Origin of the sequence: Tropicibacter sp. S64 (genome assembly GCF_049803835.1) — a bacterium.
Taxonomy (GTDB): Bacteria; Pseudomonadota; Alphaproteobacteria; order Rhodobacterales; family Rhodobacteraceae; genus Pacificoceanicola.
In genome coordinates this window covers 34,286-53,604 of record NZ_JBNAGK010000023.1, presented here as the reverse complement: position 1 = coordinate 53,604, position 19,319 = coordinate 34,286, and the positions used below count along the sequence as shown (strand labels likewise).

17 protein-coding genes are annotated in these 19,319 nt (G+C 64.6%); 4 read left to right on the top strand and 13 right to left on the bottom strand.

What is annotated here, in order from left to right; genetic code table 11:
- From ACP159_RS24540 to ACP159_RS24480, 13 genes are all read right to left on the bottom strand, one after another.
- Positions 1 to 983: hypothetical protein (locus tag ACP159_RS24540; RefSeq protein WP_425102320.1), on the bottom strand; the 983-nt coding region annotated here is incomplete at its 3' end.
- A gap of 145 nt (positions 984 to 1,128) precedes the next feature.
- The gene (locus ACP159_RS24535; RefSeq protein WP_425099094.1) at positions 1,129 to 2,358 is read right to left on the bottom strand and encodes a hypothetical protein; all 1,230 of its coding nucleotides are present in this window, start codon (positions 2,356 to 2,358) and stop codon (positions 1,129 to 1,131) included.
- 130 nt (positions 2,359 to 2,488) lie between these two features.
- Complete coding sequence (locus ACP159_RS24530) at positions 2,489 to 3,694, bottom strand: hypothetical protein (RefSeq protein WP_425099093.1); 1,206 nt, start codon at positions 3,692 to 3,694, stop codon at positions 2,489 to 2,491.
- Between the two features lie 112 nt (positions 3,695 to 3,806).
- A complete protein-coding gene (locus ACP159_RS24525) occupies positions 3,807 to 5,135 on the bottom strand; it encodes a hypothetical protein (protein WP_425099092.1) in 1,329 nt (442 codons plus the stop codon).
- A 139-nt stretch (positions 5,136 to 5,274) separates the two neighbouring features.
- A complete protein-coding gene (locus ACP159_RS24520) occupies positions 5,275 to 6,531 on the bottom strand; it encodes a hypothetical protein (RefSeq protein ID WP_425099091.1) in 1,257 nt (418 codons plus the stop codon).
- Positions 6,532 to 6,618: 87 nt separating this feature from the next.
- The gene (locus ACP159_RS24515) at positions 6,619 to 7,803 is read right to left on the bottom strand and encodes a hypothetical protein (RefSeq protein ID WP_425099090.1); all 1,185 of its coding nucleotides are present in this window, start codon (positions 7,801 to 7,803) and stop codon (positions 6,619 to 6,621) included.
- 337 nt (positions 7,804 to 8,140) lie between these two features.
- A complete protein-coding gene (locus ACP159_RS24510; protein WP_425099089.1) occupies positions 8,141 to 9,352 on the bottom strand; it encodes a hypothetical protein in 1,212 nt (403 codons plus the stop codon).
- A gap of 141 nt (positions 9,353 to 9,493) precedes the next feature.
- Positions 9,494 to 10,711 carry a hypothetical protein gene (locus ACP159_RS24505; protein WP_425099088.1) on the bottom strand — a complete coding sequence of 406 codons (1,218 nt, stop codon included), beginning with the start codon at positions 10,709 to 10,711 and terminating at the stop codon, positions 9,494 to 9,496.
- Between the two features lie 286 nt (positions 10,712 to 10,997).
- Positions 10,998 to 11,330 (bottom strand): hypothetical protein, encoded by a 333-nt coding sequence (locus ACP159_RS24500; protein WP_425099087.1) that lies wholly within the window; start codon positions 11,328 to 11,330, stop codon positions 10,998 to 11,000.
- A gap of 143 nt (positions 11,331 to 11,473) precedes the next feature.
- Positions 11,474 to 12,175 (bottom strand): hypothetical protein, encoded by a 702-nt coding sequence (locus ACP159_RS24495; protein WP_425099086.1) that lies wholly within the window; start codon positions 12,173 to 12,175, stop codon positions 11,474 to 11,476.
- On the bottom strand, positions 12,172 to 13,464 hold the full coding sequence (gene serS / locus ACP159_RS24490) for a serine--tRNA ligase (RefSeq protein ID WP_425099085.1): 1,293 nt from the start codon (positions 13,462 to 13,464) through the stop codon (positions 12,172 to 12,174). Before serS ends, ACP159_RS24495 begins: the two co-directional genes overlap by 4 nt.
- Positions 13,465 to 13,547: 83 nt before the next feature.
- Positions 13,548 to 14,177: a trypsin-like serine peptidase gene (locus tag ACP159_RS24485; protein WP_425099084.1), complete on the bottom strand. Its 630-nt coding sequence runs from the start codon at positions 14,175 to 14,177 to the stop codon at positions 13,548 to 13,550.
- Positions 14,178 to 14,441: 264 nt separating this feature from the next.
- A complete protein-coding gene (locus tag ACP159_RS24480) occupies positions 14,442 to 15,161 on the bottom strand; it encodes a DUF6073 family protein (protein ID WP_425099083.1) in 720 nt (239 codons plus the stop codon).
- A 472-nt stretch (positions 15,162 to 15,633) separates the two neighbouring features.
- Here ACP159_RS24480 and yajC point away from each other — a divergent pair, with 472 nt between their 5' ends.
- From yajC to ACP159_RS24460, 4 genes are read left to right on the top strand one after another with little or no spacing between them, the layout of a single operon-like run.
- Complete coding sequence (gene yajC / locus ACP159_RS24475) at positions 15,634 to 15,921, top strand: preprotein translocase subunit YajC (protein ID WP_425099082.1); 288 nt, start codon at positions 15,634 to 15,636, stop codon at positions 15,919 to 15,921.
- 6 nt (positions 15,922 to 15,927) lie between these two features.
- Complete coding sequence (gene secD, locus ACP159_RS24470) at positions 15,928 to 17,589, top strand: protein translocase subunit SecD (protein ID WP_425099081.1); 1,662 nt, start codon at positions 15,928 to 15,930, stop codon at positions 17,587 to 17,589.
- A gap of 10 nt (positions 17,590 to 17,599) precedes the next feature.
- Positions 17,600 to 18,574, top strand: coding sequence for a protein translocase subunit SecF (gene secF, locus ACP159_RS24465; protein WP_425099080.1), 975 nt, complete (start codon positions 17,600 to 17,602; stop codon positions 18,572 to 18,574).
- Positions 18,567 to 19,319 (top strand): TSUP family transporter, encoded by a 753-nt coding sequence (locus tag ACP159_RS24460; RefSeq protein ID WP_425099079.1) that lies wholly within the window; start codon positions 18,567 to 18,569, stop codon positions 19,317 to 19,319. Before secF ends, ACP159_RS24460 begins: the two co-directional genes overlap by 8 nt.

Here is a 19,319-nt window from a genome sequence, read left to right as displayed (position 1 = left end):
CAGCTTCCGGCGGTGAAGAGCTGGCCTTCGATGGTCATGTTCCCCGCCGGGTCCAGCGCCATCTGCCGCCCGCCACTGGAATGGTTGACGAAGAACCGCCCCGCCGCGGCGTTCTCGTGGACGAAGTACCAGTCCTTGCCGCTCGCTGTGTTGGCGAGGGTGAAATAGCTGCCGCCGTTGTTCGACATCTTGAACATCTCGCGCGGGGCAGCGGGGCTTGCGGCAGTGTTTTCCACGAGAACACGAGCGGTGCCATTCGTGCGGCTGACGTGCAAGGGGGCGAGGGGGACGCTGACACCCGCGCCGATGTTGCCGCTGCCGTCGACGAGCAGTGCTCCATCGGGCGCGGCGACATCGACGATCAGGGGGTAATCCAGCGTATCCGCATTGCCGAGATAGAAGGCCTCTTCGTTTCCGGACAGCGTCCAGCGCTGGTTCCCGTTGGAGCCGACCTGGTCGAACAGGATACCGGGGCTGTCGGCGGCGACCATGTGTATCCGGTTCTGCGGAATGGAGGTGCCTAGGCCAAGCCTGCCCTGGCTGTCGAGCCAGAAGGAATTCGCCGGCGCTCCGCCGACGATGCTGAACGGGATGACTTCGTCGGAGTTTTCCCAATCGGTGCCTTCGTCCATGATCATGAAGACGCGCGCCGAGCCGCTGCGCGCCGGCCCGATCCGCCAGTCGCGGTCGTTGAAGGTGGCGCTGCTGGTATCGTCCATGATGATCTGCGGCTCGGACCACTTCAGCTTGATGGCCGGGTTGCCGAGTCCGTTGGCCTCGGTTGTAAGGCAGCTGTTGCCCACGCACATGGAGCCATTGAAGGACGAATAGCTGCCTTCGAAGTAATTCGTGCTCGTCCCGTTCTGCGTGATCTTGCCCGTCAGGGTCAGGTTGGCGCCGCTGATATCCTGCGCCAGTGCCGGAGACAGGAGGCCGGTGAAAAGGCAGGTCAGGGCTGTGGCGGAGGCTGTCGGAAATTGCATGGCATGTCTCTCGTCTGGACTGAAAAAATCTGGATGAAGCGCGCAAAGCGTAGCCGGAAATGGTCAAGCGGTCCATCTCCCGGACAGTGTCGGCGGGTCCACGGATGGCCAGCCGCCCCGACCCGCCGCGCACGACCGCTTCGGGCTATTGCAGACTCAGCGCCGCCTCGATCCGGTTGATGCGCTCCAGGAGCGCCGCGTTCAGACGCTTCTGTTCAGCCAGGTCTTCGCCTTGCGCCTGCAACGCGCCGTGCAACTGCTCGATATAAAGATGCGCCTTTTCCAGTTCATTGAGCATCCCGCCGGTCATGGCGGTCAGGTTGAACGGCCCATCCTCCGGGGTCGGTCCGACGTTCGGTAGATGTTTCATCTCCCGTATCATCGCCGCCTGCTCAGCAATCGTCGGCAGCGGGTAGTCCGCGTCGAACACCCGGTCACAGCCCGCCGAACAGCTTCCGGCGGTGAAGAGCTGGCCTTCGATGGTCATGTTCCCCGCCGGGTCCAGCGCCATCTGCCGCCCGCCACTGGAATGGTTGACGAAGAACCGCCCCGCCGCGGCGTTCTCGTGGACGAAGTACCAGTCCTTGCCGCTCGCCGTGTTGGCGAGGGTGAAGTAGGAGCCGCCGTTGTTCGACATCTTGAACATCTCGCGCGGGGCGGCGGGGCTGGCGGCGGTGTTTTCCACGACCACCGATGCGCTGCCGTCATCGCGCTGGATGTGCAGCGGCGCGACGGGCGAGGGCAGGCCGAGACCCAGGTTTCCGGTGTTTTCTTCAAGCACGAAAGAGCGGGTTGGCACGTTCCCGCGGACCTCGAAGGGGATGGTGCTCTGCGTCACGTCATAGATGTAGAACCCCCCCTCGTTGCCGCGCAGATCCCAAGTATAGGGCACGCCGCCGGTGTCCTGAAACCGGATGGCTGCCTCCCCGGCTTCGACGATGTGCAAGTTCTTCTGCGGCAAGGAGGTGCCCAGGCCCAGATCGCCGTTGGCGGCCAGGTAGAAGGCATTGGTCGGCGCGCCGCCCCGGATCAGGAACGGCACCGTCCCGGCGCTTTCGTCCGAGATGGCGAAATACTCGAGGCCGCCGCCGGCGATGCTGAGACTGGGTTCATTGAACTCGATTCCCCAGTTCGTGTTAGGAAAGCTGCTGGTCGACGCGTCGATATAGTCGATCCGGCCGCGAAAATCGCGCAGTTCGAGTCCGGTGCCGTCGACATCGGCCACGAAATTCGGCGAAGGGTCGTCGGCGCATGAGCCGCCGAGGCAGAGCCGGTTGCGGATGGTGGCGTCGGAGCTGGCTTCTAGCACCTGCGCGTAGGCGCCGGAGGCGGGGCCGAGCAGGAGCAGGGTGAGAAGGGCGAAGGGTCTGGTCATGGTATCCTCCAATGGAGACGGGTTGCGCCGGGTCCTGGCGAGGTGATCCTGTTGACCAGTGTACGAACGGCCGGGTTTTCGGCAAGGCCGGTCGACGGCGGTTGTCCCCGTCCCTGTCCGGGAAGCCGGCTCAGCGGCCCTCCAGCGCCTCCAGCCGCGCGACGATCCCGGGGAGCTCGGCCAGTTCCGCACGCAGGGCCGCGATCTCCGCCGCCTGCGCGGCGTTTTCCTCGTGCAGCTGTCCGATATACAGATGTGCCTTCTCCAGTTCATTGAGCATCCCGCCGGTCATGGCGGTGAGGTTGAACGGGCCATCCTCTGGCGTCGGCCCGACGTTCGGCAGATGCTTGTTCGCCTTCATCGACGCCGCCTGTTCCGCGATGCTCGGCAGCGGGTAATCCGCGTCGAACACCCGGTCGCAGCCCGCCGAACAGCTTCCGGCGGTGAAGAGCTGGCCTTCGATGGTCATGTTCCCCGCCGGGTCCAGCGCCATCTGCCGCCCGCCGTCCGAATGGTTGATGAAGAAACGCCCCGCCGCCGCGTTCTCGTGGACGAAATACCAGTCCTTGTTGCTTTGAGAATTGGCCAGCGTGAAGTAACTCCCGCCATAATTGTCCATCCTGAACATCTCCCGCGCGGCCTGCCCGCTGGCGGCGGTGTTCTCGACCCTGATCGTCGCAGTCCCGTCCGTGCGCAACAGGTGCATGGCATAAAATGGCAAGGAGGTACCGAACCCGATATTGCCGTTGCTCCCAATGGTCATGGCATTGCTCGGTGCAGACATGGACATTCTGAGCACGGCGTTTCCCAGGTCAAAATCCGAGAAAAGCAACGCCGACCCCGTGTAGCTCATCAGCATCTTGGAAACACTCGGAACGTCCGCCTGCAAGACCAGACTGACGGTTCTGCTTACCGGATCAACGATATGCAGTTCGCCTTGCGGGATGGTCGTGCCGATCCCGACGTACCCGTTGCTGCCCACGTAAACCGCCGACTCCGGTGCGCCACCGGCGATCTGGAACGGTTTGGCGCCCGTTGTCTCATCCTCGATCACGAACTCTTCGGAAGAGGTCAGGTTGGTCTGGATCGACCAGTCCCGATCCGCGGCCGTCGATGCCGAAGTGTCGTCGAAGAGCACCTTGAGAAAGGTCGACTTCAGCGTGAGCGTGTCGTCGTCATAGGCCTCGGTGCCATTGCATCCGGTCCCGACGCAGAGCTCGTCGTTGATGTAGGAGTCGGTGGACGACAGTTGCGTCACCTGCGCCGCCGCTTGCGCCGCCAGCAGCATCAGTCCCGCTGCCAAACCAACCCCGAGCATGCCGCTCCGGTCTGTCATTCGATTGAAGATCATTGAAACTCATCCTTTTCCTGAAATTGGACCGCCGGACGGCGACGGCCGAGCGGATGACACCGCATTGTTATCCAAAAGGCAGGCCCGCCGCCTCGCCTCACTTCTCCGGCAAGAGCGCCTCCAGCGCCGCTTCAAGCCGGGCGAGACGGGCCTCCATCGCGGCGTTCTGCCGGCGAAGGCTGGCCACATCCTGCGCCCGCGCAGTATCGCGCTCTTCCAGCTCGGCAATATACAGATGCGCCTTTTCCAGCTCGTTCAGCATCCCGCCGGTCATGGCGGTCAGGTTGAACGGACCGTCCTCCGGAGTCGGCCCGACACTCGGCAGGTGTTTCAGCGCCCTTATCTGCGCCGCCTGCTCGGCAATGGTCGGCAAAGGGTAATCCGCGTCGAACACCCGGTCACAGCCGGCCGCGCAGCTTCCGGCAGTGAAGAGTTGCCCCTGGATGGTCAGGTTCCCCTCCGCCGTCAGCGTCATCTCCGGCCCGTCGGCCACGCCATCGGTGATGATGAAGCGGTTGGGCGCGGCTTGCTCATGGGTGAAATACCAGGTCGTGCCGCTCTGGGTGTTGGCGAGGGTGAAGTAGCTGCCGCCCTTGTTGGTCATGTTGAACATCTCGCGCACGCCGGTGGGACTGGCGGTGGTGTTCTCGACCTTGATCCTGGCATTGCCGTCGGTGCGCTGGACGTGCAACTGCGAGTCCGGAAAGAATGTCCCGAGGCCCACATACCCGAACTGTCCGTTGACATAGAGCGCATAGGGATCGGAGAAGCTCTTGACCGTGAAGTCTGCCGCCGTGCTGTAGGCGTTCACGGTCACACCCAGTTGGGATATGTCGACGCCGCCCGTCATCGCGTCCTTGTGGATCATGAAGTTGGCGACACCGTCCACTCGCTGGCTGATGGCGAGGGTTCCGTCCTGGTAGATCAGGAGGTTGTAGAACGTGCTGCTGACATCGGTGTTCGACCGGTTCAGGCGCAGCGCATAGCCATCGTTGGCTTCTACGGAGACTTTCCCTCCCGGCAGCGTGGTCCCGAAACCGACACGGCCATCCGACGCGACGTAGAGCGAATTTGCGGGCGCATCGCGGTCGAGCCGCAGGATCGTCCGGTCCGCGTCGGCGTTGCGGATGGCGAAATACTCCGGCCCGGTGCCTGGATCGTTGGCCCGAAGTTCCCAGTCGGTCGTCGCGACGCCGGTGATCGTGGAGGTGTCCTCGAACAGCAGGCGCGGATCGGACTCCTTGATCTTCAGATCGGCGTCTCCGGGGAAGGTTTCGGACGAGGTGCAGTGAAAGCCGACGCAGAGCGCGCCATCGACGCTGTGATCGCCGGCGAGCACGGTGGTCTGGGCATGGGCCGCAGTAGAGAAAGACATGACGAGGAAGGCCATCGGAACGGAGAAGGCGCGGGGCGCGGATCGGGTCATGGGAAGCTCCGGACAGGGAACGGGTTCAATAGGTGCTGTGTGCAAAATGGTCTCGGGAAAGACGGCGCAGTCTTTTCCGGTCACGCGGTTCCGTCAAGACCCCGGTTCTACCTGCGCCGCCTTCGCCCGATCGCTGCCGTCACTGGTCCGAGGCAGCGGACCGGGCCTGAACGAGGTCGCGCAGCGCCGCCAGGTCCTGTCTCAGTGCGGCGATCTCGGACGATTGCGCCGCGAGCGCCGCTGTCTGCGCCCGCACAGTCGCGGCCTGGGCATCGTGAGCGGTCTGCAACTGGTCGATGTAGAGATAGGCCTTCTCCAACTCGTTCAGAATGCCGCCGGTCATGGCGGTGAGGTTGAACGGACCGTCCTCGTCGGTCGGGCCGACGTTGGGCAAGTGCCCCGCCTCGCGGATCGCGGCCATCTGTTCGGGCAGGCTGGGCAGCGGGTAATCCGCGTCGAACACCCGGTCACAGCCCGCCGAACAGCTCCCGGCGGTGAACAACTCGCCTTCGATGGTCATGTTCCCGGCCGCATCCAGCGCCATCTGTCGCCCGCCGCCCGAGTGGTTGATGAAGAACCGCCCCGCCGCGGCGTTCTCGTGGACGAAGAACCAGTCCTTGCCGGATGCGGTGTTGGCGAGGGTGAAGTAGGAGCCGCCGTTGTTCTCCATCCGGAACATCTCGCGGGCGGCGGCGGGGCTTTCGGACGTGTTCTGGACAAGCACACTCGCGGTGCCGTCCCTGCGCAGGATGTGCAGGGAGGCGGCGAGGCTTTCGTCGATACCCAATCCCACCGCGCCGGTCTCGGACACGGCAAACGCATTGTCGGGGGCGCCTCCCTTGATCTCGAAGGGGATACGGACAATATCGGGGCTCGGCACTTCGCGCACGTAAAAGCCTACGTCGTTGGCCGCAACCTTCCACAGACTCTCATTACCTGTCCGTGCATCCTCAAGATAGAATTCCGGCGTGTGGCTCGAGTCCACGAGGTGCAGCGCCCCCCTCGGGATGGTCGTGTTCAGACCGACATAGCCGCTATCCGTGACAAACAGGCTGTTGGCCGGAGCGCCCGCTTCGAGTTGGAGGATATTGTTGCCGGTGTCCTGGTCGATGATGGCGAAATAGTCGCCGGAGGAGGGACTCTCGCCATTGGCCTCGAGCAGCCAGTCGTTGGCCGGGAAGCCGCTGGTGGTGGAGTTGTCTTCAAAGAGAATGCGCGTATTGTTCGCTTTCAGCTTCAACGGGCCTTCGGGGTAGCTCTCGGCGTCGCCGCAGCCGCCGCCGACGCACAGGGTGCCAGAGACGCTGTGATCGCCGGTCAACACGGTCTGAGCGCCAACAGCAGGCGGCAGAGCGCATAGCGCGAGTACGGCAAGGGCGCGGAAGGGACGGGTCATGGAGTTCCTCATCGAAAGGGAGCTTGAATCAATCCGAAAAGGTTAACGCGGCCCGCCCCGTTCACCAAGCCGTTTCCGCCCGGCCTCTCACCGCGCCGCCTGCGCCGCCTCCAATCGGGCCAGACGGGCCTCCAGCGCCCGGTTCGTCGCTTCGAGATCCAACGTGTAGAGCGTCAGCTCCTCCACCTTCCGCAAGAGCCGCATCTGCATGTCGGTCATGTCGAGGCCCGTGTCCGCGATCTCGGCCGCCGAGGGGATGTCCGGCAGGTGACGGTTCTCGGCGATGAAGTCCCTGACCTCGGTCAGCGGGCGCAGGGCGTACTCCGGGCCGAACACGTAATCGGGCACGTTCAGCGTGGTGCTGCCCGAGATGAAACGTCCCTGCACGGTCAGATCCCCGTCCGCCGTCAGAGTCATCTCCGGCCCGTCCGCCACGCCATCGGTGATGATGAAGCGGTTGGGCGCGGCCTGTTCGTGGGTGAAGTACCAGGTCGTACCGCTGTCGGTGTTGGCGAGGGTGAAGTAGGAGCCGCCTTTGTTGCTCATGTTCAACATTTCGCGCACGGCGGAGGTAGACGCGCTGGTATTCTCCACCTTGATCGCGGCGGTGCCGTCGGTACGCCGCACGTGCAGCGCGGCGCCCGGACTGCTCGTGCCGAGTCCGGCGTTGCCGGTGCCGCTCTCCAGAACCAGGGAATGCTCCGGTGCGCCATTTTCGAAAATCACGACTTTGGGCCTTGTGACGGTCTGACCATATGTCGTCGAGTAGTCCAGGAACTGGAGGCCGAGGGAGCTTTGCCAGAGGTCCCATCGCCGCGCACCATTGGGATCGTCGATGGCGAGCCCCGGCACCGAGCCAACCAGATGCAGGTTTCTTTGCGGGAACTGGGTCTGCGCACCGATGTAGCCATTGTTATCGACGTAAAGAGCGAAAGGCGGGGCCTCGCCTTCGATCTTGAACACGGTGTTGCTCGCCGTCTCGTCCCGGATCGCGAAATACTCGCTGCCCGAGGACGAGGGATCGTTGAGAATGATGGACCAGTCGCGCTGTGGGACATCCACCGCGGTCGAGGTGTCGTCGAACTTCAGGCGCACGTTGTTGTCCTTGAGCCGCAGCACCGCGGTGTCGGTGAAGGTTTCGGTGCTGGTGCAGGATTCCCCGACGCACAGATTGCCTTCGATGCTGCGGTCTCCGGAGAGAAAGGTGGTTTGAGAGAAAGCCGGCAAAGGCGCAAGCAGCGCAAGGGCGAAGGCGGAGGAGCGCAGGGACACGGAGAGATTCCTTTTGGGCAGGATGGATTGACAAACAGTGGCTTGACACAATGGCGAAACGATATGGCCACGCCCGGTTCCGATCAAGCGCGCCCGATGCCGGGCAACCGGGCGTTGGGCAGGGGATCACCTGCGGGTCCGCCCACCGTTCCCGGCGCGATCTGCAGGAACGCCAGCCCGCCGCGCCGGATGAAACCTGGAAACGCATGCCCGCCGTCAAGGCGGGCTGCAATGTTCCATGGCCTTTGCGGTTTGCATTGGACCAAGTGCATCACCCATGTCTTTGATGCGCAGAGCGCGGCGGAGCATGGGTGATCCTCCTATAGCTGGAAAGCCTTTATCGGTCGGCTGGTGCCGCGAGAAGGACCTGCATCGCGGCAACAGTCTCGCGCATCGTTGCCATCTCCGCTTCGAGCCGGGTCAGGCTCTCGGCACGCAGCCGGTCACGCTCTTCCAGTTCGGCAATGTAGAGATGCGCCTTCTCCAATTCATTGAGCATCCCGCCGGTCATTTTCGTCAGGTTGAACGGGCCGTTCTCGGGTGTCGGTCCGACGTTGGGCAGATGCTTCAGCGTCTTCATCAGCGCCGCCTGTTCTGGGATGCTGGGCAGCGGATAATCCGCATCGAACACCCGGTCGCAACCCGCCGAACAACTCCCGGCGGTGAAGAGCTCACCCATCAGAGTCATGTTCCCCGCCGCATCCAGCGCCATCTGCCGCCCGCCATCGGAATGGTTGATAAAGAACCGCCCCGCCGCGGCGTTCTCGTGGACGAAGAACCAGTCCTTGCCGGATGCGGTGTTGGCGAGAGTGAAGTAGGAGCCGCCGTTGTTCACCATCCGGAACATCTCGCGGGCGGCGGCGGGGCTGGCGGCGGTGTTCTCGACCCGGAGGGAAGCGGTGCCGTCCGCACGCCGGACATGCAGCGGCGCGGAGGGGGTGTCCGTGCCCATGCCGATGTTCCCGGAGGCGACAATCGTGAGGGACGTGTCCGGCGCTCCGTTGCGGATGTCGACGGGAATGGTACCGCTGCCGGACGCGGAGCTGAAGAAGTACAGGCCAACCGAGTCCGCCGCGACATCCCATTTCCGGGCTGAGTTGGTCACCTCCAGCCGGACCGCCGAGACGAGGGGCCTCGCGATGTGCAGGTCCTTCTCGGGCAGGAAGGTCCCGAGGCCGATGTTGCCGGTGGCGCCGATCACGAGGCTGTTCTGCGGCGCGCCGCCCATGACGAAGAAGGGGCGCAGTCCGCTGTCCGCATCGCGGATGGCAAAGTAATCGCTGCCGAAGGAGGCGTTGTCATTGATGTCTATGGCCCAGTCCCGTGTCGGGATGTTTGCCGAAATGGAGCTGTCTTCGAACAGCATCCGGACGTCCTGATCCTTGACCTTGAGGTCGAGACTGCCGGTGAAATTCTCGACGCCGGTACAGCTCAACCCCACGCAGAGAGAGCCGTTGATGCTGTGGTTGCCGTTCAGGAGAACCTGAGCGAAGGCGGGGGCGGCGACCGGGAGCAGGAGAAGGGACAGGCGCAGGGCAGAGATGAGCATGGCAATGCAACTCGTGGGGCGGGCGCGGGGCGGGTCCGCGCGGGCCGGTGAGCCTTGAAACAATGCCTGCCGCCCGACCCCGCCCGGCGGCATGTCGCCACTGTTCTGTGACGGGCAAGACCTGTCAAGCGCCTGATTTTCCTACTGCGCCGACGCCGCGAGCAGCGCCTCCATCCGGGCCATCCGCTCGGTCAGCGCCGCCAGCGCTTGCGCCTGCGCGGCGTTTTCCTCGTGCAACTCGGCGATATAGAGATGCGCCTTTTCCAGCTCGTTCAGCATCCCGCCGGTCATGGCGGTGAGGTTGAAGGGGCCGTTCTCGGGTGTCGGTCCGACGTTGGGCAAATGCTTGTTCGCTTTCATCAATGCCGCTTGCTCGGGGATGCTCGGCAGCGGGTAATCCTCATCGAACACTCGGTCACAACCCGCCGAACAGCTTCCGGCGGTCATCAGTTGCCCTTCGATGGTCATGTTCCCGGCCGCATCCAGCGCCATCTGCCGCCCGCCATCGGAATGGTTGATGAAAAACCGCCCCGCCGCGGCGTTCTCGTGCACGAAGAACCAGTCCTTGCCGGATGCGGTGTTGGCGAGGGTGAAGTAGGAGCCGCCGTTGTTCACCATCCGGAACATCTCGCGGGCGGCGGCGGGGCTGGCGGCGGTGTTCTCGACCCGGAGGGCAGCGGTGCCGTCCTCGCGCTTGACGTGCAGCGGCACATCCGGATTGCCGCCAAGGCCGAGGCCCCCGGTCGAGATGAGGTTGAACGCGTTGTCCGGCGCGTCGACCGAGAAGCGGACCGGAAAGGTGCCGGTGTTGCGATGCAGGTAGAAATTGCTGAGCCCGAACCCCGTGGAGAATTCCAGCGTACCGGTCTTGACCTCGGTTGCATTGAGGAAGCTGAAGGTGGCTTCCATCTTGATCTGGGACCGGCCGCCATTGACTGCGCTGTCGCGGATGTCCAGCTCCGCCGTCGGGATCGAGGTGCCGAGCCCGATCGCGCCGGTGTCGTCCACCAGCAGCGCCGAGGTCCGCGCTCCGCCGTTCACCCGGAACGGCTCGGTCGATGCGGCCACGTCACGGAACTTGATATAGGGCTCACCGCCCGCACTGGTGTCGTTGAACTGGATGATCCAGGGATTGGTAACGTAATTCGGGTCCGTGGTCGTGTCGATGTACTCGATGGCCGCGTTCCGCGACTTCAGGCGAAGCAGGCGCAGATCGGAGGCATAGGTCTCGACCGCCTGACAATCGGCGCCGATGCACAGGCGGTCATGGATCGAGGTGTTCTGCGAGATCAGGTTCTGCGCCAGGGCCGGAGAGGCCATCAGCAACAGGGCGGCAGCAAGGCCGGTGAAATGGGTCATGGTATGTTCCGAAGCAAGACAGGTCGGGAATCCGGACGTGTCCGCCCGGCACGTTGCGCTCTCCCGCCGAAATTCACCGGGTGGGCGAAGAAAAACGGTACAGGCATTCGGAAAATTGTTAAGACGGAATCCGTGGCGTCGTTTGAAAATCTGTGCGGCCGGGGAAGGTGCGGGGCGCGTGGTCGCGGTCTTCACAAGGCGCCCGGAGGCATGATCCGCGCCCGGACGGACGCCATTGCCGCTAAGACAGAGCGTGCCAGCGCAGGCGCCGAACGCGCCCCGGGTCTTACTCCGGCGTCGCCTTCTCCAGCGCCAGCCCGTCGGCCCAGGTGCCGTGCAGCGTGCCGTCCGGCATGGTGACATAGACCACAGGCGCCTGTCCGGGCGCCCAGTTGATCGTCAGCACCCGGCCTTCGAGCGGGCCATAGCCGGAATAGGCGGTGCCACCCACGAGCCAGTCCGCCGCCACGGTATCGCCTTGCTGCATCAGCGTCAGCCGACCATCATAGGCGGAGCCATCGGCATTGCGGCCCTGCACGTAGTAGGTGCCGGTGACATCGGCGAGGCTGGCGAAGGGCAGGGTGCTCAGGACAAGCGCGGACAGCGGGCGGTGGAACATGGCGGGACCTTCAAAGGGTTTCGGGGAAATCGGCCGCGGGCAGCCTAGAGCGAAGGGGAAGCGGCTGGCAATTGGTATTCGCAGCGGGGCGGGCGCGGTCTGGACGGGACGGCGTCACACCAGGGTCCCCTTTTGCGTGCGCCCTATTCCGTGTCGGTGCCCCGCAGCCCCAGGATCGTCACGATCCCCAGCGCTGCGAGCCCGGCCACCGCCGCGTTGAGCGGCGAGGAGTTCGCCACGATCACCCCGACCAGCGCCCAGATCACCGTGATGCCGTATTCCGGGGCCCGGTGCAGGCGGTACTGCACCACCACCGCGATCACCAGCGCCAGCGCCAGCGAGACCAGCGCCGCCGGGGTCGGCGGCAACCAGCCATAGCCGCCAAGCACCACGCCGAGCCCGACGCAGGCCGCCGCCGTCAGCCAGCCGGCATAGATCGCCACCGGCGCCTGCTGCAGCCAGCGGTCGGTGTCTCCGGTGCGGAAGACCGCGACGAGCGCGCCCGCGAGCATGACGAAGATCATGACGGTCGCCGCGACCGGGTAGACGGAGGCCACGGGCAGCCAGTTGATGCCGACCGCGAGGCTGACGAAGAGCGGCAGGCGGGCCGGGGTCCAGTCCGGATCGTCGCTGCGCCGGACCATGCCGAAACCGGTCCCGATCACCAGCCAGGCAAAGATCAGCCCCCAGATCGAGAAGGCATAGCCCGCCGGCTGCACCGGCGGCTCCTCGATCAGGACGGGGAACTGCCCGGCTTCATAGCCGTTGAAGCCGGGCGCGAGCAGCGGCGAGGCGGCAAAGGCCACCGCTGCCAGGAAGCACAGGATCGCCCAGAGGCGCGTCATGCCAGCACGCCCTCCGCGGTCAGCGTGGTCTTGCCCCCGAGCCAGGGATGCAGCGCCTCGGGCAGGGTGACCGAGCCATCGGCGTTCTGGCCGTTCTCCAGCACCGCGATCAGGCAGCGCCCGACCGCAAGGCCGGAGCCGTTCAGCGTGTGGACAAACTGCGGTTTGCCACCATCCACCGGCTTGAACCGCGCGTTCATCCGCCGCGCCTGGAAATCGCCGCAGGTCGAGACCGAGGAGATCTCGCGATAGGTGTTCTGCCCCGGCAGCCAGACCTCGATGTCATGGGTCTTCACCGCGCCAAAGCCGATGTCGCCCGAGCACAGCACCACCGTCCGGTACGGCAGCCCCAGCTTCTGCAGGATGGCCTCGGCGCAGCCGGTCATCCGGTCATGCTCTTCCATCGAACAGTCCGGATGCACAACCGAGACCATCTCGACCTTCTCGAACTGGTGCTGGCGCAGCATCCCGGCGGTGTCCTTGCCCGCGCTGCCCGCCTCCGAGCGGAAACACTGGGTGTGCGCGACATAGCGGCGGGGCAGGCTGACCTCCTCCACCGTCTCGCCATGCACGATGTTCGTCAGCGTCACCTCCGCCGTCGGCACCAGCCACCAGCCATTGGTGGTCTGATAGGAATCCTCGCCGAACTTCGGCAACTGGCCCGTGCCGAGCATCATCTCTTCCTTGACCAGCACCGGTGTCCAGGTCTCCCGCAGCCCGTGCTCGCCCACATGCGTGTCGAGCATGAACTGCGCCAGCGCCCGGTGCAGCCGCGCCACGCCGCCGCCCAGCACGACGAAACGCGAGCCGGACAGCTTCGCCGCCGTCTCGAAATCGAGCCCGTCCTGCACCGCCGCCAGCTGGTAATGCTCGCGCGGCGCGAAATCGAAGCTGCGCGGCTCGCCCCACCGGCGGATCTCCACGTTGCCGGTCTCATCCGCGCCATCCGGCACATCGCGATGCATCACGTTCGGCAGCGTCATCAGCACGTTCGTCAGCTCGGCATCCAGCGCCTTCGCCTTCGCCTGCATCTCCGCAACTTCGGCCTTCTTCGCAGCCACGATGCCGCGCAGCCGCTCGAACTCCGCCTCGTCGCCGCTGGCCTTCGCCTTGCCGACATCCTTCGCGGCGCGGTTCTGCTCCGCCTGCGCGGTCTCGGCGGTCTGGATCGCGGCGCGGCGGGCCTCGTCCAGTGCGAGAATAGACGGCGACTGCGCCTCCATCCCACGGCGGGCCATCGCCGCGTCGAAAGCGGCGGGATTGTCGCGGATGGTGCGGATGTCGTGCATCGTATCCTCCTGATAACACGGTTGAGAAAGACCTGAGTCGGAGGCCTTATGCCCGATCTTGGTAAAGGAGTGTAGACCGGCTCTTACGGCTTCTCCACCTCGGCCGCGCCAACCGCCTCCGGCGCCGCCATCACCCAGTCGTCCACCGGCAGCGCCAGCGCCAGCCCGCCCTGCCGCGCCACGATCACCGCGACCAGCGCCTCGCCGCTCAGCACCGCGCCGCCCGATTGCCCCGATGTGACCCGGCAGCCCAGCCGCCAGAACGGCAGCGCCTCCGAGCCGTAACAGAAATCCTGCCGCACCTGCGCCTCCGGGGCCTCGCGCCGGTAACTGACGAAACTCAGCGGCCCGCCCGGTCCGGCCTCCGCCAGCGCCACAGGCGCGGCGTCCAGAGGGCTGTCCAGCATCGCCAGCGCCATGTCCTGCCCGGGGCTCAGCCGCGTGCCGAGGGGGCGAATGCCCGGATGCAGCACGACACGCCCGATGGCCGAAACGCCCACCTCCGGCAGGACAAAGACCTGCCCCTCCAGCACCCGGATTCCGGCCCCCTCGGCTTTCGCCACACAATGCGCGGCGGTTAGCACGAGGTCGGGGGAGATGAGCGTGCCGGAGCAATGGCCGCCGTCGGGCTGACTGGCCGAGGTGATCCGCCCGACGCTCTGCGCATGGGCGGGCAGGGCGAGAAGGCCCAGCAAGACTAAAACTGCTCTCATGCCGGTCATCCCCTTCGCCGGCTCGTCCCCCGTGGGTCAGGAAACCCCGGAAAGGGGTGGCGGGTCAAGGGGTTGGGTCGGTTTCAGAGGAGGGATTGTCCGGATCGAAGCCGATGGAGGCCTGCCAGTCGCGGATTTGAAACCGGACAGTTCCGAAAGGGCGGCGACCAGACGGCCAACGGCGATCGGTCCCATCTGCGGGCGCTCCGCCGTGCCGCGATCGTCCGGACCGCTGCCGCAGCCGGTTTCGGGTTATCCCGCGGTCTACATCCGAAGCCCGCGTTCGGCAGAGAGTGCTTTGAATTCACTCATCTTCGTTGCCTCACGCATGGTTTCGACTTCCAATTCCCGGGCGTAATCCAGTACCTGATAATTCAGCTCTTCGACATAGCCAAACAACTCACCGTTGGGACGCTCCCAATCGTAAAGCGGGAGGGACGCGACATGCGCCTGGCCGCCTTCGCCGATGGTGGGTATGCCCTGCACGTCTTCGTTCATCAACTGGATGGGCGTCTTGTTGAAGAACGTCTTCCCGAGACGCTCGACGTGGAAGCGGGCCGCGACGTTGATCCGGCAAGCAACCGTTTCGCGCCTTCCGGGAAAGGTGTTTCCGGCGCTGACGACATTGGGATTGAGATCAACGGAAATCTCCCCGAGCTGGTCATGTTCTCCGAAAAGTTTGAGTTCCAGAAAGTTGACGTAAACGGTCGCGGTCTTCCAGTCTTCTGTGCTTGGATCGCTACGGATGACTTTGAAGAACCCGGAAAAGTCGACGTCGAATTCTCCCATGCCGGGTATCCGGAATACATCCGTTGTCTTCAGCCGCATGTGGTCAATCCCGGCGGGCGGGTGGATGCCCCGCACGTGCCGGGCAGGTGCCCCGGAGTCTTTGAACAGGTCTGCCTTGTTCACAGGAGACAAGACGCGCCCCCAGGCTTCCTTGCCAAGAGGTTTCATGTCGGTGTCGAGAATATCGTCAATCATGCAATGGCTCCCTTTTGGAAAATCTCTGGTTAAAGGTGGTGGCAAAAAGTGTGACACAACCGACGGGAAAGATGCTTCTCGAAAATTTCAGCCCGTTCTGATTGCCTGTCTTCGCCTCGTTAACCAAAATAAACCGAAATTAACCGGAATTTTCGGGGCCGGAGCCTGCGCCAGGGCAAATCTGTACGAAACTCGGCCCGAATCGTACCAAACGCCAAAATCGCCCCCGCCGGAGCCCTCCCGGCGGGGGGTAATCTGCACGAAAATCGGCCCTTTTTGTACCGAACTTCGGGCTTCACACCCCTTGCGGGGCTGATCCGGGGGGCGGGACTGTGCGTTAACGCCACCGGACGCTGCTTTTGTTGACAGTGACGCAGGACCGTCGCCTTGCATCCCGCCCCCGCCGCGCATAGGTTCCGCGCAATCAAAAATCCGGCGGGTGCCCCGCCATGAGAATGACAGGAGCATCCCGATGGACCCCGCACAGCTTGGCCAGTTTCTTCCGCTGATTTTGATCTTTGCGATCATGTATTTCCTGCTGATCCGGCCGCAGCAGAAGAAGATGAAGGAACACCAGAAGATGGTCGAGGCGCTGCGCCGGGGCGACCAGGTGGTGACCCAGGGCGGCCTCATCGGCAAGGTGTCGAAGGTCAAGGAAGGCAATGAAATCGAAGTGGAAATTGCCGAAGGCGTGAAGGTCCGCGTGGTCCGCGCGACGATTGCGCAGGTGCTCTCTAAGACCGAACCGGCAGAGAGCTGATCCCTGATGTTGCAGATCGAAACATGGAAGCGCGTGCTGATCTGGGCGGTGCTTGCGCTCGGTATCGTGCTGTCGCTACCCAACGCCTTCTACACCCGGGTCGAACAGCATAACGATGCTGTGGCGGCCATCGAGAAGGGCGCGGACACCGAGGAAAATCAGGGGCTTGCGGCGCAGTGGCCGGATTTCCTGCCGTCGGGTCTCGTCAACCTCGGTCTCGATCTGCGCGGCGGTGCGCATCTGCTCGCCGAGGTCAAGGTGGCCGACGTCTACGCCGCCCGGATGGAGGCGCTCTGGCCCGACGTGCGCGACGTGCTGCGCCCGGAACGCGAGACCGTCGGCACCATCCGCCTGCTGCCTTCCGAGCCGGGCGAGCTGCGCGTGCGCATCTCCGAACCCGCGGGCATGCCGCGGGCGCTGGAACTGGTGCGCGGGCTGGCCCAGCCGGTGGTCTCGCTGACCGGCGCGGGCTCCACCGACATCCAGGTGCGTGCCGAGGGCGATCAGATCGTGGTGACGCTTTCGGAGGCCGAGCAACTGGCCACCGACGAGCGGACCATGCAGCAAAGCCTTGAAATCATTCGTCGCCGTATCGACGAAGTCGGCACCCGCGAGCCGACGATCCAGCGCCAGGGCGAGGACCGCATCCTGATCCAGGTGCCGGGCATCGGCTCCGCGCAGGAGCTCAAGGACATCATCGGCACCACGGCCCAGCTGACCTTCCAGCCGGTCGTCGGCAGCACCGACAACCCGGACACCGCGCCGGGTGTCGGCAACGAGATCCTGCCGTACCTGGACCGCGAGGGGACCTACGCGATCCTCGAACAGGCGCCGGTGGTGACCGGCGAGGAACTGGTGGACGCGCAGCCGTCCTTCGACCAGAACGGCCGCCCGGCGGTCAACTTCCGCTTCAACCCGGCAGGCGCGCGCAAGTTCGGCGACTACACCGCCGACAACATCGGCTCGCCCTTCGCCATCGTGCTCGACGGCGAGGTCATCTCCGCGCCGGTCATCCAGAGCCATATCGCGGGCGGGTCCGGCATCATCACAGGCAATTTCACCATCGAGGAAAGCACCAACCTCGCGGTTCTGCTGCGGGCCGGGGCGTTGCCGGCGGGGATGAATTTCCTGGAAGAACGGACCATCGGGCCGGAACTGGGGCAGGACAGCATCGACGCGGGCAAGGTGGCGGCCACGGTCGCCATGGTCGCGGTGGTGCTCTTCGTCATCGCCAGTTACGGCTTCTTCGGTTTCGTGGCATCGGTCGCGCTGACCTTCAACATGCTGCTCATCATCGCGATCCTCTCGCTGATCGGTGCGACGCTGACGTTGCCGGGCATCGCGGGCATCGTGCTGACCATCGGCATGGCGGTCGACGCCAACGTGCTGGTCTTCGAACGCATCCGCGAGGAAGCGCGCACCGCCAAGGGCCCGGCGAGGGCAATCGAACTGGGCTACGACCGCGCCATGTCGGCGATTGTCGACGCCAACATCACCACCTTCTTCGGGGCGGCGATCCTGTTCATGCTGGGTTCCGGCCCGGTGCGCGGCTTTGCGGTCGTGCTGATGATCGGCATCGTCACTTCGGTGTTCACCGCGATCTACGTGACGCGGCTGTTCATCGTGATGTGGTTCGAGCGCAAGCGTCCGCGCAGCATCGAGATCTGAGGGGAAGACCATGGCATTCAGACTGAAACTCGTCCCCGACCACACGGAAATCGACTTTTTCCGCTGGCAGTCGGTGACCTTCGGCGGCTCCATCGCGGTCGTTGTCGCCTCGATCCTGCTGACGATCTTCATGGGGCTGAACTTCGGCATCGACTTCCGGGGTGGCACCACGATCCGCACCGAGAGCCCGCAGCCGGTTGACGTGGGCGCGTACCGTCAGGCGATCCAGCCTCTGGGGCTCGGCGACATGCTGATAACAGAGGTCTTCGATCCGACCTTCGGGCCGGACAAGAACGTCGCGATGATCCGCGTCGAGGCACAGGACGGCGAGGAGGCGATCACACCGGAAGTGATCCGCTCCATCGAGACGGCGCTGCAGACCGCTGACCCGAGCATCGCCTTCACCTCCGTCGAATCCGTCGGTCCCAAGGTGTCCGGCGAGTTGATCTGGTCCGCCGTCATGGCGATCGGCGCGGCGAGCCTCGCCATCGTGGTCTACATCTGGCTGCGGTTCGAATGGCAGTTTGCGCTCGGGGCCGTCGTGGCGCTGATCCACGACATCGCCATCACCATCGGCATTTTTGCGCTGTTCCAGATCAAGTTCGACCTGTCGATCATCGCGGCACTGCTGACCATTCTCGGCTATTCGATCAACGATACCGTGGTGGTCTTCGACCGGCTCCGCGAGAACCTGATCAAGTTCAAGTCCACGCCGCTGCGGGACCTGTGCAACCTTTCGGTGAACGAGACGCTGAGCCGCACGGTGATGACCTCCGGCACCACGCTGATTGCACTGATCGCGCTGCTGGTGCTGGGCGGGGACGTGATCCGGGGCTTCGTCTTTGCCATGACCCTCGGCGTCGTGGTCGGCACCTATTCGTCGGTCTACGTGGCGAAGAACGTGGTCCTGCTGCTCGGAACCAAGCGCGACTGGTCCAAGCCGAGCGGAACCACGGGCACCCAATTCGGCGACGTGGATGCCTGACATCATCGCCGGGGTCCTCGCTACCGAGGGCCTCGGCTGGATCGTCTTCGCGGCGTTTCTGGGCGGGCTGGTCCGGGGCTTTGCAGGCTTCGGGACAGCCCTTGTCTTTCTGCCCTTCGCGGCGCAGGTCCTGACGCCGTTCCAGTCGATCCTCGCCCTGACCTTCATGGACCTGATCGGCCCCTTGCCGATTTTGCGAAAGGCCTGGCCGAAAGTGGAACAGGGCGACCTCTGGCGGTTGCTGCTGGGCACAGCGGTCATGCTGCCGGTGGGGCTTGGCGTGTTGACGCTGGTGGCGCCGGAGGTGTTCCGCTACGCGGTGAGCGTTCTTGCGCTGGGGATGCTGGCGGTGCTGGCCGGCGGCCTGCGCTATCCCGGAGCGGTGACGCGGCGCATGGTGCTGGGGATCGGCGGTGCGGCGGGGTTCCTCGGCGGTGTCGCCGGGTTGCCGGGGCCGCCGGTGATCCTGTTCTACATGGCCCGCCCGCTGGAAGCGGCAGTGATCCGGGCGACGACGCTGTATTTCCTGTTTGCCTTCGACGTGATGATCATTCTCGGCATGGGGTTGTTCGGGCGCTGGGAAAGCGGGGCGACGCTGATCGGCCTCGGTATCGCGCTACCCTGCATGGCGGGAAACTGGCTCGGTGGGTGGATGTTCAGACCAGCGCTGGAAAAACCCTATCGGGCGGTTGCCTATACGCTGATCGGATTGTCGGCCTTGTCGGGCCTGCCGCTCTGGGGTTAG

Coding starts and splice junctions, on each gene's coding strand:
- ACP159_RS24535 (WP_425099094.1), bottom strand. CDS start 2,358: ATGACCAGACCCTTCGCCCTTCTCACCCTGCTCCTGCTCGGCCCCGCC.
- ACP159_RS24530 (WP_425099093.1), bottom strand. CDS start 3,694: ATGACAGACCGGAGCGGCATGCTCGGGGTTGGTTTGGCAGCGGGACTG.
- ACP159_RS24525 (WP_425099092.1), bottom strand. CDS start 5,135: ATGACCCGATCCGCGCCCCGCGCCTTCTCCGTTCCGATGGCCTTCCTC.
- ACP159_RS24520 (WP_425099091.1), bottom strand. CDS start 6,531: ATGACCCGTCCCTTCCGCGCCCTTGCCGTACTCGCGCTATGCGCTCTG.
- ACP159_RS24510 (WP_425099089.1), bottom strand. CDS start 9,352: ATGCTCATCTCTGCCCTGCGCCTGTCCCTTCTCCTGCTCCCGGTCGCC.
- ACP159_RS24505 (WP_425099088.1), bottom strand. CDS start 10,711: ATGACCCATTTCACCGGCCTTGCTGCCGCCCTGTTGCTGATGGCCTCT.
- ACP159_RS24500 (WP_425099087.1), bottom strand. CDS start 11,330: ATGTTCCACCGCCCGCTGTCCGCGCTTGTCCTGAGCACCCTGCCCTTC.
- ACP159_RS24495 (WP_425099086.1), bottom strand. CDS start 12,175: ATGACGCGCCTCTGGGCGATCCTGTGCTTCCTGGCAGCGGTGGCCTTT.
- serS (WP_425099085.1), bottom strand. CDS start 13,464: ATGCACGACATCCGCACCATCCGCGACAATCCCGCCGCTTTCGACGCG.
- ACP159_RS24485 (WP_425099084.1), bottom strand. CDS start 14,177: ATGAGAGCAGTTTTAGTCTTGCTGGGCCTTCTCGCCCTGCCCGCCCAT.
- ACP159_RS24480 (WP_425099083.1), bottom strand. CDS start 15,161: ATGATTGACGATATTCTCGACACCGACATGAAACCTCTTGGCAAGGAA.
- yajC (WP_425099082.1), top strand. CDS start 15,634: ATGGACCCCGCACAGCTTGGCCAGTTTCTTCCGCTGATTTTGATCTTT.
- secD (WP_425099081.1), top strand. CDS start 15,928: ATGTTGCAGATCGAAACATGGAAGCGCGTGCTGATCTGGGCGGTGCTT.
- secF (WP_425099080.1), top strand. CDS start 17,600: ATGGCATTCAGACTGAAACTCGTCCCCGACCACACGGAAATCGACTTT.
- ACP159_RS24460 (WP_425099079.1), top strand. CDS start 18,567: ATGCCTGACATCATCGCCGGGGTCCTCGCTACCGAGGGCCTCGGCTGG.